Below are 12639 nucleotides of genomic sequence, written 5' to 3'. Positions count from 1 at the left end.
CCGGGACTTCAGCACCACTGAGTTCGATGAGAACCGCCTGATCGTCAGCTATCCGATTAGCTTGTTGTAAAGCCCTGCGGTGGGTCTGTCGGCATTTAGGGTGACAGACCCACCGTCATCGCGAGCAGGCTCGCTCCCACACTGTTTTTTGTGTGGCCTCAAAATTTGTATCCACCGCAAAGCCCCTGTGGGAGCGAGCCTGCTCGCGATGGCGGCGGCATATTCAGCAACCATGCAGGCTGACACACCGCTATCGCAAGCCTGCTCGCTCCCACAGAGGACTAGCGGTGGTTCTCAAGCCCGTGATTCGACGCCCAGCTCATCCCACACCGACTCAGCCAGGTGGAAGGTGGCGTTGGCCGCCGGGATGCCGCAATAGATAGCACTCTGCATGATCACTTCCTTGATCTCGCTGCGGCTCACACCATTATTGGCAGCGGCGCGCAGGTGCAGTTTGAGTTCTTCGTTGCGGTTCATGCCGATCAGCATGGCGATGGTGATCAGGCTGCGGGTGTGGCGCGGCAGGCCCGGGCGGGTCCAGATGTCGCCCCAGGCATGACGGGTGATCATCTCCTGAAACTCACTGTTGAACTCGGTCAAGGCATTCAGGCTACGGTCGACGTGGGCATCGCCCAGCACCGCGCGGCGTACTTGCATGCCTTCGTCGTAACGTTGTTTCTCGTCCACAAAAAAACCCCTCAAGAACCACTGGTATCCAGCAGGAAAGCCAGCACCCGTTCGCTGAACGCAGCGCCGGCCTGGACGTTGGACAGGTGCGCGGCATGGAATTCGGCATATTCGGCGCCGTTGACCCGCTCCTGGATAAAGTGCCCGCCCGACGGTGGGGTCACGGCATCCTCGGTACCGGCGACCACCAGCAGCGGTACGCGGATCGACGACAGCTGCTCACGGAAGTCGGCATCGCGCACTGCCGCGCAGTTAGCTGCGTAGCCTTGGGGCGAGGTGGCGGCGAGCATGTCGGTGATTTTCTTCACCTTCGCAGGTTGGGCCTCGGCAAAATCCGCGGTAAACCAGCGGGCAATCGAAGCATCCCGCAGCGCGACCATCGCCGCCTTGCCATCCCGCAGCACAGTTTCAATGCGCGGATTCCACACTGAAGGGTCGCCGATCTTGGCGGCGGTGTTGCACACCACCAGTTTGTGCAGCCACTCGCCGGCATTGATCCCCAGCCATTGGCCGATCAATCCGCCCATGGACAACCCGCAAAAATGCACCTTGTCGATGTTCAGCTGATCGAGCATCGCCAGCACGTCGCGGCCCAGTTGTTCGATGCTGTACGGCCCTTCAGTCACCAATGATTGACCGTGGCCGCGCGTGTCGAAACGCAGCACGCGAAAGTGTTCGCTGAAGGCCGCGACCTGCTCGTCCCACATGTGCAGATCGGTGCCCAGGGAGTTGGAGAGCACCAGCACCGGGGCGTCTTGCGGCCCATCGAAGCAATAGTTCAGTTCGCCTTCGGCGAGTTTGACGAATCCCACAACAGTCTCCTTTCAGGCGTTCAAGGCAAGGTGTTCAGCTACAGCGCGGGCGACCCAGGTCTGGGCTTGGCCGAGGTAGTGAGCGGGGTCGAGCAAATCATCCAGCTCGGTGGCGGACAACTGCGCAGTGACCTGAGGTTCGTCCCCCAATACGTCCCGCAAATGACGTTGCTCAGCCACGGCGCGTTTGCAGCATTGCTCCAACAAATGGTGCGCGGTGTCGCGGCCGACCCGCTGGGCCAAGACGATGCTCACTGCTTCGGCCAGCACCAGCCCTTGGGTCAGTTCCAGATTGCGAGCCATGCGCGCCGCGTCCACCTCCAGACCTTCGGCCAGCAGCCGCGCCTGTTGCAGGGCGCCGGACACCAGGCAGCAGATTTCCGGCAAGGTTTCCCATTCGGCATGCCACAGGCCAAGGCTGCGTTCGTGCTCCTGGGGCATGGCGCTGAACAGCGTCGACAACAGGCCTGGGACCCGGGTCGCGGCGCCAATCAGTACGGCAGCACCCACCGGGTTGCGCTTGTGCGGCATGGTGGACGAACCGCCCTTGCCCGGCGCCGAGGGTTCGAACGCTTCACCGGCCTCGGTCTGCATCAACAAGCTGATGTCGCGACCCAGTTTGCCCAGGCTGCCGGCGATCAAGCCCAGTACCGAACCGAACTCAACCAGGCGATCGCGCTGGGTGTGCCAAGGTTGTTCCGGCAAGCTCAATTGCAGTTCGGCGGCCAGCGCTTCGGCGATGGGCAAAGCCTGTTCACCCAGCGCAGCAAGCGTTCCGGAGGCACCACCGAACTGCAACACCAGCAAGCGCGGCTTGAGCTCATTCAAGCGTTGGCGGCTACGGGTGATCGCCCCCAGCCACCCGGCGATCTTCATGCCCAGGGTCACCGGTGTTGCATGTTGCAACCAAGTGCGTCCGGCCAATGGCGTGGCGGCGTAGCGTTCGGCTTGGCGGGCGAGAATCGTGGCCAGTTGCGCCAGTTCGCCCTCAATCAAACCCAATGCCTGGCGCAGTTGCAGCACCAACCCACTGTCCATCACATCCTGACTGGTGGCCCCCAGGTGCACGTAGCGCTCAGCCTCGGCGTCTTCAGCGGCAATGCGCTTGCCGAGGGCCTTGACCAGTGGAATCGCCGAATTGCCCGCAGTGGCAATCGCCTCGCTCAACGCCGAAAAATCGTACAACTGCGCGTCACAGGCCTTCTCGATCGGAGCCACTGCGCTGACAGGGATCAAGCCCACCTTCGCTTCAGCCCGGGCCAGCGCCGCCTCGACATCGAGCATGGCCTGCACCCGGCCCGCATCACAAAACACCTCGCGCATGTGGCGGGCGGTGAAGTAGGCATCAAAGAGCTGATTACCCGGTCGTTCGCTCATAAAAAGTCCTTGGGTGTGCAGGTCGGACAGCATCTCGCTGTCGGTCGCTGATCGGTACTCGGGCAAACCTTGCTTGCAAGGTATTGTGCAGCGCTTGTGGGGGCAAGGTTTGCCTGCAATGGACCGAAGCGGACTCAGTAATCGAAGAACACCGTCTCGGCATCTGTTCCCTGCAGGACCACGTTCCACTGATAAACGCCCGAAGCATCGGGCTTGCTCACGATAGTGGCGCGACGCTCTTCGGGCACGCAGGCCAGCAGCGGATCGGTTTCGTTGGCCGGCTCGCCATCGAAGTAGATTCGCGTCAGCAAATGCTTGACCAGACCGCGGGCAAACACCAGCACTACAAGGTGCGGCGCCTGGGTCGTGCCGCCAAGACCCGGCACGGAGCCCGGCTTGATGGTGGTGAAACGAAAACGCCCTTCGGCATCCACCGGCACCCGGCCAAAGCCTTCGAAATTCGGGTCCAGGGGCTTGTCCTGGTCGTCTTCCGGGTGCGCGTATTTTCCGGCGGCGTTGGCCTGCCAGACTTCCAGCATCGCGTCATTGACGAACTCGCCGTTGCCGTCGATCACCTGCCCGGTGATCGCCACGCGCTGGCCGAGGGTTTGAGCGACAGTCAGGTCTTCGCGGTTCAGCCAGGTCAGGCCGATGTGGTAGTAAGGGCCAACGGTGTGAGACGTGGTGGCGGTGAGCGTCATCTTATTTCTCCATCGGCGTGGCATCGCGGCCGCGCAATACGATGTCCCAACGATAACCGAGGGCGTAGTGAGGAATGGTTTTTTCCAGGTCGAAACGGGCGATCAGGCGTTCCTTGGCGCTGGTGTCCGGCACACAGTTGTAGATCGGGTCGTAGGCCAGCAGCGGGTCGCCGGGGAAATACATCTGCGTCACCAGCCGCGTCAGAATGCTCGGACCGAACAGTGAGAAATGGATATGCGCCGGGCGCCAGGCGTTGTGATGGTTGCCCCACGGGTAGGCGCCGGGCTTGATGGTCTGGAACTGATACCCACCGTCAGCGTCGGTGACGGTGCGACCGGTGCCGGTGAAGTTCGGGTCCAGCGGCGCGTCATGGTTGTCGCGGTCATGGTTGTAACGCCCGGCGGCGTTGGCCTGCCAGATCTCCACCAGGATGCCCGGCACAGGCTGGCCATGCTCATCCAGCACGCGCCCGTGAATGATGATCCGCTCCCCCAGTGGCTCGCCGGCATGCTGGGCAGTCAGGTCGTTATCCTTCTCCTGCACACGGTCGGCACCGACAGTCGGGCCGGTGATTTCCGACAGCGAATGCGGCAGGAACACCAACGGCTTGGACGGCGAGCGCAGGTTGGTGGACTGGTATGGCGGGTGCAGGTACTCCGGCTGGGTGCCCGCTTGGGGGCGACGATAACCAGGCTTGTCAGTCATGAAGCATTCCTCGGTTCTTATTAGTAGAACGACGCGTCAGACGCGTTCGATTGCCAACGCCAGCCCCTGGCCGACGCCAACACACATGGTCGCCAGGCCCTTCTTGCCGCCGGTCTTTTCCAGATGATGCAACGCCGTCAGCACCAGCCGCGCTCCGCTCATACCCAGCGGATGACCGAGGGCGATGGCGCCGCCATTGGGGTTCACCTGCGGCGCGTCGTCCGCCAGCCCCAGCTCACGCAGCACCGCCAACCCCTGGCTGGCGAAGGCTTCGTTGAGTTCGATCACGTCAAAGTCGGCGACCGCCAGGCCCAGGCGCTCAGTAAGCTTACGCACCGCTGGCACCGGGCCGATGCCCATCACCCGAGGCGCCACACCGGCACTGGCCATGCCTAACACTTTGCCCCGCGGCGTCAGCCCGTGTTTCTTCACCGCTTCGGCCGACGCCAGGATCATAGCCGCCGCGCCATCGTTCACGCCCGAGGCGTTGCCGGCGGTGACGGTTTTGTCTGGACCGTTGACCGGCTTGAGTTTGCTCAAGGTCTCCAGCGTCGTGTCGGCGCGGGGATGTTCGTCCTGCTCGACCACGGTTTCGCCTTTCTTGTGGGCGACGCGCACCGGGACGATTTCTTCGGCGAAATACCCTGCGGCCTGGGCGACCGCCGTGCGCTGCTGACTGCGCAAGGCGAAAGCATCCTGGTCAGCGCGAGACACCGCGTAATCATCGGCCACGTTATCGGCGGTCTGGGGCATCGCGTCCACGCCGTATTGGCTTTTCATCAACGGATTGATAAAGCGCCAGCCGATGGTGGTGTCCTCCAGCTTCATGTTGCGCGAGAACGCGGCATCGGCCTTGCCCATCACGAACGGTGCGCGGGACATCGACTCCACACCGCCGGCGATGGCCAATTCCATTTCGCCGCTGGCGATGGCGCGGAAGGCTGTGCCGACGGCGTCCATGCCCGAGGCGCAAAGGCGGTTGAGGGTTACGCCGGGAATGCTCTGCGGCAGGCCAGCCAGCAGCAGCGCCATGCGCGCCACGTTGCGGTTATCTTCGCCGGCCTGGTTGGCGCAGCCGAGAAACACTTCGTCCACGGCATTCCAATCCACCGATGGGTTGCGCTCCATCAGCGCCTTGATCGGCACGGCGGCCAGGTCATCGGCGCGTACCGCGGACAAACCGCCACCGAAGCGACCGATGGGGGTTCGAATCGCATCACAGATATAAACGTCGCGCATCACGCTTCTCCCGGTGCCTGGCCGTGGGCCGCGGCAGTACGTGCTTCGAGATCGCGCAGGGCGCGCAGCTCTGTTTCGGTCGGCTCGGCAGTGGTTTGCACCTGGTCGGCAAAACGAATCGCCCAACCGGTGGCGGCAACGACTTGCTCGCGGGTTACGCCGGGGTGCAGCGCGGTGACCACAAACTCATGGCTGCCGGCTTCCGGCTCCATGATGCACAAGTCGGTGATGATACCTACCGGACCGGCGCCCGGCAGGCCCAGGCGTTTACGGGAGTCACCGCCCTCGCCGTGACCGACCGAGGTGATGAAATCCAGCTTGTCGACAAACGAGCGCGCCGACTGCTTGAGGATGATCAGCACGCTCTTGGCCGAACCGGCGATTTCCGGTGCACCACCGGCGCCCGGCAAGCGGACTTTCGGTTGATGGTAGTCGCCCACCACCGTGGTGTTGATGTTGCCGAAACGGTCGACCTGGGCTGCACCGAGAAAGCCGACGTCGATGCGTCCGCCCTGCAACCAGTAGCGAAAAATCTCACCGGTGGGTACGACAGTGTCCGCGGTCTCAGCCAGCTCACCATCACCGATGGACAGCGGCAATACGCTGGGCTTGGCACCGATCGGACCGGATTCGTAGATCAGGACCACATCCGGCGACGAGGTCAGCCGCGCCAGGTTGGCCGCCTTCGATGGCAGGCCGATGCCCACGAAGCACACAGCGTTGTTCTGCAATCGACGGGCCGCGGCGACGGTCATCATTTCATTGGTGGAGTACGTCATTATTTCGCCTCCGAAGCAGCAGCCAGTCGGGTTTTGAATTCGCTGAAATCTCGGGTGCCGTGGATGTATTCGTTGATCCAGGCAGTAAACGTCTCGCGATCCCGGGCGATCGGATCCCACGCCTGGTAGAAACGGTTATCACGTTCGGTGTAGCCGTGGGCGTAGGACGGATGAGCGCCGCCCGGGACGTGGCACACCGCGCTCAGCGCCCAGGTTGGCAACACGCAAGCGTTCATCGGTGCGTTGAGGTCATCGACGATTTCTTCCACGGTGACGATGCAGCGCTTGGCGGCCAGGGCGGCTTCTTTCTGCACGCCGAGAATGCCCCACAACAGGACATTGCCCTTGCGGTCGGCTTTTTGAGCGTGGATCACTGTAATGTCCGGGCGCACGGATGGCACGGCGGCCAGCACTTCCCCGGTGAAGGGGCAGGTTACGCTTTTGATCAGCGGATTGACCTTTGGCAGATCAGAGCCGGCGTAGGCCCGCAGCACCGCGAATGGCAGGCCTGAGGCCCCGGCGACGTAGGCATTGGCCAGGTCGGCGTGGCTGTGCTCTTCGATCTCCAGCGGCTGCGGCCACTGCTTTTCTACGGCATCGCGCAGTCGGTGCAGGGAGCCCACCCCAGGATTGCCGCCCCAGGAGAAAATCAGCTTGCGCGCACAACCGGCGCCGATCAACTGGTCGTAGATCAGGTCGGGCGTCATCCGCACCAGCGTCAGGTCTTTCTTGCCCTGGCGAATGATTTCATGACCCGCCGCCGTCGGAATCAGGTGAGTGAAGCCTTCGAGCGCGACGGTATCGCCGTCATTGACGAATTGCTTCACTGCGTCGTGCAGCGAAAGGATTTCAGCCATGGGGCAGGCTCCCGTTTTTCAGTAGATCAAGATGAAGAAAAAGGCGCGAGGTTAAGCGCCGGAGTGACTGAAGATTAAGCTGAGGGTGATAGCCAAACAATCCGATAATCGACTGAGCGTTCGTTTATCGAACAGATTGTTGTTTGGCTAACGATTTCCCAAACACCCTGATCCTGTGGGAGCGAGCCTGCTCGCGATTGAGGTGGGTCAGCCAACACTTATGCAAGTTGACACACCGCTATCGCGAGCAGGCTCGCTCCCACAGGTCTGCCGCAAGGTTCAGATCATTGGCTCAGGTCGCATCCGCATGACTGACCATGCCCTTGATCACCACCGCCGCAGTCGCCAGGGCCGCTGGAATGACCAGGGCGGTCAGGACCTGTTCGAAGTTCCAGCCCAGGCCCAACAATGTCGCGCCCATCCAGGCGCCGAGGATCGCGCCGAACCGGCCGATGCCCAGCATCCACGAGACACCGGTGGCCCGGCCTTGGGTCGGATAGAACCGCGCCGCCAGCGACGGCATCGCCGATTGCGCGCCGTTGACGCACATGCCGGCCACCAGCACCAACGTGGCGAGCAAGGTAATGTTGCCCAGACTCTGCCCTACCGCGTAGGCAAATATCCCGGCCATCAAGTAGAAAATGCCGATGACCTTGTGCGGATTGAACCGGTCCATCGCCCACCCCACCCCAACCGCGCTCAATACGCCGCCGAACTGAAACAACGCTCCGATAAACGCCGCCTGCTCCATGCTCGCGCCGCTGTCGCGCATCAGCGTCGGCAACCAACTGGTCAGCAGGTAAACAATCACCAGCCCCATGAAGTAGGTCAGCCACAACAATAAGGTTCCGGCGCTGTAGGTGCCGGAGAAAATCACCGCCAGTACGTTGCGGGTTTTCACGGTTTTTTGTTCTGGCACACTGAAACTCGCTGCCTGGGCGACGGTGTGCGGATCGATCGGGGCCAGGGTCTTGCGCACCTTGTCCGTGCCGCGATTGCGCACCACCAGATAACGTGCCGACTCCGGCAACCAGAACACCAGCACCACCGCCAGGATCAACGGCAGGATCCCGCCGATCAGCAGCAGGCTGTGCCAACCGAACGCCGGTATCAATTTGGCCGAGATAAACCCACCACCGGCCATGCCCAGGTTGAAGCCGCAGAACATGCTGGTCACCAGCAACGATTTTTTACGCTCCGGGGTGTATTCCGACAGTAAGGTGGTGGCGTTCGGCATGCCGGCGCCCAACCCCAGGCCGGTCAGAAAGCGCAGCACCAACAATTGGTCGATATTGGTGCTGTAGGCCGATGCCAGGCTGAACGCGCCGAACAGCACGACCGCGCCTACCAGCACAACTTTTCGGCCGAAACGGTCTGCCAACGGACCGGAGCCGAGAGCTCCGAACACCATGCCGATCAGCGCCGCACTCATGACCGGCCCCAGGCTGGCCCGATCAATGCCCCAGTCCTGGGAGAGCGCCGGGGCGATGAAGCCCATGGCCGCCGTGTCGAGGCCGTCGAGAAAAACAATCAGGAAGCACAGAATCACCACCCGCCACTGATAGCGCGAGATGGGTTGAGCGTTGATGAAGGACTGCACGTCGAGGCAATTGCCTACAGAGGTCTGGGGTTGGTTCATCTTGTTTTTATTCCACGCAAGAAAACGCAGGCGAACAGAGGCCCGGCAAATAAACCGCAAGGCTGCAAAAAAATGTTGGTTAGCGGGCGATCTGGGGCAAACAGGCCGGTCGATCGTCAAGTTGAAGGCCGCAGGAGGTATGCATGGCAGGTGTGCCTCTCATTATTATTGGGCCGCCATCCATCGGTCGAGGCAGGCTCGATCACGTCGGATGACGCTGCCGCGACATTAATGATCCGAGGCAAATACCGTCAATTCGTCAGAGGCGACTCTGTGCGTTTATCGAACAGCTTAAGTGAACAGTTGCGCGCTCAAGTCGCGGCTGGCGCCCAACAGGCCCGGTAGGAAGCGCTGTTCCAGTTCATTGCGGCTGACCCGCCCGGCATGGGTACTGACATTCAGCGCCGCCACCACCTGGCCGGAGGCGTCGTAGACAGGCACGGCAATCGAGCGCAGCCCCTGCTCCAGTTCCTGGTCGACAATGCACCATCCCTGCTGCCGCACTTCTTGCAAACACTCCAGCAAAGCCTGGGGAGTGTGCAGGGTCCGGCTGGTCTTGGCCTGCAGGTCGGCATGATCCAGGTAATCTCGCAGGGAAGCGTCGTCCAGTGCCGCCAGAAGAATTCTGCCCATCGAGGTGCAATAGGCCGGCAGGCGTCCACCGACAGACAGGTCCACGGATATCAGCCGCTGGGTGGTGGCCGAACGGGCGATATAAAGAATGTCGTCGCCTTCAAGCGTCGCCATATTACAGGCCTCATGCAGCTGTTCGCTCATGCGATCCAGATACGGCTGCGCGGACACGGCCAGAGGCGTCGATGACAGATAGGCATGGCCCAGGGTCAATACTTTGGGCAGCAGCGAATAGGTCCGTCCGTCGGTGGTGGCGTAGCCGAGTTTGATCAAGGTATGCAGGCAACGTCTGACGGCGGCGCGGGGAATTTCCGTGCGGTGGCTGATCTGAGCGATGGTCAGGTGCCGTTTACGCTCCTGAAACGCCTGGACCACGGCCAACCCACGGGCCAGGGACGTCATGAAGTCCGGGTCACCGGTCAGGGCCTGGATGCGCTTGGCCGGCGAAGCAACGATGGGTGGCGCTACAGAAGCGAAGGCGTTGCGCAATTGGTCGTTCATATCTGGTCCTTCCCGGGGAATGGCGGCTATTACAAGCGGCTGCCCGCTGAACAGACAAGGGGCAGGCTGTCAGCACCGTTCGATTATCGAACCATTAACCGATAATCGCAATCAAAGCTCCCCCTACCCGCCTTGCTTTTGTGTGAAGGGTTGATAAATAAGTAATGACGCCTCGATTATTGAACGCAGTGCGCGCCAAGAGAGTGGATAGCGACATTGTCTGGCATTGCCTGAAACCTAATTGCCACAAGTTGCACATACAAATATTGATTCACACAACAACAGATTCTTTTAACTTTTCCCGATAGTGTTCTTCGGACAGGCCGCTATAATGCCCCTCAGTGACGGTGCGGCAATCGACCGCTCCCGTCCGCAGGCATTGCAGGTTGCTATCCTGCGTGGTGCCGGCAGCCGGTGCCCGAAGCACCCGGATGGCGCTTCCCCCGTATCGGCGTTATACGAAACTCCTGATGCTACGTCAGCTGTCAGCTCTGGTGCCGTGGCCGTCTGCATGTCTACATGCAGTGCGTATCACCAGACCCATTCAATCCATTAGGTAATACTGTGACGAAAGACGAACTGCGCGCGGAACTTGAGCGCCAGGAACAACGTTACAAGGAAGTTTACGGCGGGGAAATCACCACCTACGCCGCGCAACCTGAACCGGAACGCAAACCCTGGCGTAAACGCGCCACCGTTCAGGACCAGGCCTTTACCCAGGAACTTCAGAAAATGGAACAGGAACTCAAAGCGGAAGAGCGGTAATGCTCAGCGCTTGATGTTCTTGTGAAGCGGTATCCGGCCGACACCCTGGCCGGCCCGTGCCGGACGCCCGCCATGAGCGGGCCGCCATTTCCCCGACAACGGTCGAGGAATGGCCATGGCTTACCTTCTTTTCAGATTTTTCGCACAACCGCTTGAGGCTCGTTCAACGACGAGCGGCCCCTTGCCTGGCGCGCTTTCCGCTCCCGAATCAATGGGTTGCGCAACCCGCTAAACGCCAGGGTTCGAAGGGGTGCCTGCAAATTATTTCGTTGAAGAATGTTACCGATGAGCAGGCAATGCATCGATTACCGAGGTTTTCTGGCATAATCGCGCCCCCTTACGACCGGGTCAGAAAACCTTCATGATCGATTTATTTAGCGGACTGGATGCTTGGGTGCTTGTGAGCCTCTTGCTCGCCCTGGCCTTTGTCCTCGCCTTCGAGTTCATCAACGGCTTTCATGACACCGCAAACGCGGTGGCCACTGTTATCTACACCAAAGCGATGCCGCCTCATCTGGCGGTGTTCTTTTCCGGTGTGTTCAACTTCCTCGGCGTGCTGCTGGGCGGTGTGGGCGTGGCGTATGCCATCGTTCACCTGCTGCCGGTAGAGCTGCTGATCAATGTGAACACTGGACACGGGCTGGCCATGGTGTTTTCGCTGCTCGCAGCGGCCATCACCTGGAACCTGGGAACCTGGGCACCTGGTACTTCGGTATCCCGGCCTCCAGCTCCCACACGCTGATCGGTTCGATCCTCGGCGTGGGCCTGGCCAACGCGCTGATCAACGATATCCCGTTGGCCGACGGGGTGAACTGGCAGAAAGCAATCGATATCGGTGCCTCCCTGGTGTTCTCGCCCATGGCAGGTTTCCTGATTGCCGCCCTGGTATTGATTGGCCTGAAGTGGTGGCGTCCGCTGTCAAAGATGCACAAAACGCCGGAACAGCGCCGCAAGATCGACGACAAGAAACACCCGCCGTTCTGGAATCGCCTGGTGCTGGTGATTTCGGCCATGGCCGTGAGCTTTGTCCACGGCTCCAACGATGGCCAGAAAGGCATCGGCCTGATCATGCTGGTGCTGATCGGTATCGTACCGGCGCAGTTCGTGCTTGACCTGAACAGCACCACCTACCAGATCGAGCGCACCCGCGACGCGACGTTGCACCTGAGTCAGTTCTACCAGCGCAACAGCGAATCGTTGGGTGAATACCTGGCGCTCGGCAAAAGTGTGAAGGGCGATCTGCCAGAGAAATTCAGCTGCAACCCGCAACAGACCGAACCCACCATCGCAGCCCTGCTCGAGAGGCTCAAAGGCGTGGCGGACTATCACTCGCTGCCATCGGAAAGCCGCATCGAAGTGCGTCGCTACCTGCTCTGCCTGGACGACACGGCGAAGAAGGTTGGCAAGCTGCCAGGCCTGGCGGCTCGGGAAAAAGACGACCTGAACAAGCTGCGCAAGGACCTGACCGCCACCACCGAATATGCCCCGTTCTGGGTGATTCTGGCAGTCGCCCTGGCCCTGGGCCTGGGCACCATGGTCGGCTGGAAGCGTGTGGTGCTGACCATCGGTGAGAAGATCGGCAAGCAAGGCATGACCTACGCTCAAGGTATGTCGGCGCAAATCACCACGGCGTGCATGATCGGTGCGGCGAACATCTTCAGCCTGCCGGTTTCCACCACCCACGTACTGTCGTCCGGCGTGGCGGGCACCATGGTCGCCAACAAGAGCGGTCTGCAAAGCGGCACGGTACGGACCATCCTGCTGGCCTGGGTACTGACCTTGCCGGCCACGGTGGCCCTCTCGGCCGCGCTGTTCTGGCTGGCGTCCAAGGCCCTCGGCAGCTGATACCAGCGGCTCAAAAAGAAGGTGCGATCCTTGCGGATCGCACCTTTTTTTATGCCCAGAACCACCACTTTGTGGGAGCGGGCTTGCTCGCGAAGGCG

At 61.2% G+C, this 12639-nt stretch carries 11 protein-coding genes and 1 pseudogene; 2 read left to right on the top strand and 10 right to left on the bottom strand.

Going from position 1 to position 12639, the window contains the following annotated elements; translation table 11 throughout:
- Window positions 1–294: 294 nt before the first annotated feature.
- From pcaC to pcaR, 10 genes are all read right to left on the bottom strand, one after another.
- The gene (pcaC, locus tag HU811_RS18060; RefSeq protein WP_014336968.1) at window positions 295–687 is read right to left on the bottom strand and encodes a 4-carboxymuconolactone decarboxylase; all 393 of its coding nucleotides are present in this window, start codon (window positions 685–687) and stop codon (window positions 295–297) included.
- A gap of 11 nt (window positions 688–698) precedes the next feature.
- The gene (pcaD, locus tag HU811_RS18055; protein WP_186657307.1) at window positions 699–1499 is read right to left on the bottom strand and encodes a 3-oxoadipate enol-lactonase; all 801 of its coding nucleotides are present in this window, start codon (window positions 1497–1499) and stop codon (window positions 699–701) included.
- Between the two features lie 12 nt (window positions 1500–1511).
- The gene (locus tag HU811_RS18050; RefSeq protein WP_186657304.1) at window positions 1512–2876 is read right to left on the bottom strand and encodes a 3-carboxy-cis,cis-muconate cycloisomerase; all 1365 of its coding nucleotides are present in this window, start codon (window positions 2874–2876) and stop codon (window positions 1512–1514) included.
- Window positions 2877–3010: 134 nt separating this feature from the next.
- Window positions 3011–3577 carry a protocatechuate 3,4-dioxygenase subunit alpha gene (gene pcaG / locus HU811_RS18045; RefSeq protein WP_186657301.1) on the bottom strand — a complete coding sequence of 189 codons (567 nt, stop codon included), beginning with the start codon at window positions 3575–3577 and terminating at the stop codon, window positions 3011–3013.
- A 1-nt stretch (window position 3578) separates the two neighbouring features.
- On the bottom strand, window positions 3579–4283 hold the full coding sequence (pcaH, locus tag HU811_RS18040) for a protocatechuate 3,4-dioxygenase subunit beta (protein WP_092397158.1): 705 nt from the start codon (window positions 4281–4283) through the stop codon (window positions 3579–3581).
- Between the two features lie 36 nt (window positions 4284–4319).
- Entirely contained in the window at window positions 4320–5525 is a 1206-nt protein-coding gene (pcaF, locus tag HU811_RS18035) for a 3-oxoadipyl-CoA thiolase (RefSeq protein WP_177193335.1), read from the bottom strand.
- Entirely contained in the window at window positions 5522–6304 is a 783-nt protein-coding gene (locus HU811_RS18030; protein ID WP_171061413.1) for a CoA-transferase subunit beta, read from the bottom strand. Before HU811_RS18030 ends, pcaF begins: the two co-directional genes overlap by 4 nt.
- Complete coding sequence (locus HU811_RS18025; protein WP_186657298.1) at window positions 6301–7158, bottom strand: CoA transferase subunit A; 858 nt, start codon at window positions 7156–7158, stop codon at window positions 6301–6303. The genes HU811_RS18030 and HU811_RS18025 overlap by 4 nt, the downstream gene beginning before the upstream one ends.
- A gap of 292 nt (window positions 7159–7450) precedes the next feature.
- A complete protein-coding gene (gene pcaK / locus HU811_RS18020) occupies window positions 7451–8797 on the bottom strand; it encodes a 4-hydroxybenzoate transporter PcaK (RefSeq protein WP_092397152.1) in 1347 nt (448 codons plus the stop codon).
- A 291-nt stretch (window positions 8798–9088) separates the two neighbouring features.
- Window positions 9089–9931 (bottom strand): pca regulon transcriptional regulator PcaR, encoded by an 843-nt coding sequence (pcaR, locus tag HU811_RS18015; protein ID WP_092397150.1) that lies wholly within the window; start codon window positions 9929–9931, stop codon window positions 9089–9091.
- Window positions 9932–10495: 564 nt separating this feature from the next.
- Here pcaR and HU811_RS18010 point away from each other — a divergent pair.
- Both HU811_RS18010 and HU811_RS18005 read left to right on the top strand, forming a co-directional pair.
- On the top strand, window positions 10496–10696 hold the full coding sequence (locus HU811_RS18010; protein WP_047228318.1) for a hypothetical protein: 201 nt from the start codon (window positions 10496–10498) through the stop codon (window positions 10694–10696).
- 361 nt (window positions 10697–11057) lie between these two features.
- Window positions 11058–12541, top strand: a pseudogene (locus HU811_RS18005) (inorganic phosphate transporter).
- Window positions 12542–12639 lie beyond the last annotated feature (98 nt).

The organism is Pseudomonas tehranensis (genome assembly GCF_014268615.1).
In the GTDB taxonomy this organism is placed as follows: domain Bacteria; phylum Pseudomonadota; class Gammaproteobacteria; order Pseudomonadales; family Pseudomonadaceae; genus Aquipseudomonas; species Aquipseudomonas tehranensis.
The sequence above is the reverse complement of the archived record's forward strand: the minus strand, read 5'-3'. Positions and strand labels throughout refer to the sequence as shown.

Coding starts and splice junctions, on each gene's coding strand:
- pcaG (WP_186657301.1), bottom strand. CDS start 3,577: ATGACGCTCACCGCCACCACGTCTCACACCGTTGGCCCTTACTACCAC.
- pcaH (WP_092397158.1), bottom strand. CDS start 4,283: ATGACTGACAAGCCTGGTTATCGTCGCCCCCAAGCGGGCACCCAGCCG.
- HU811_RS18050 (WP_186657304.1), bottom strand. CDS start 2,876: ATGAGCGAACGACCGGGTAATCAGCTCTTTGATGCCTACTTCACCGCC.
- pcaR (WP_092397150.1), bottom strand. CDS start 9,931: ATGAACGACCAATTGCGCAACGCCTTCGCTTCTGTAGCGCCACCCATC.
- HU811_RS18025 (WP_186657298.1), bottom strand. CDS start 7,158: ATGGCTGAAATCCTTTCGCTGCACGACGCAGTGAAGCAATTCGTCAAT.
- pcaK (WP_092397152.1), bottom strand. CDS start 8,797: ATGAACCAACCCCAGACCTCTGTAGGCAATTGCCTCGACGTGCAGTCC.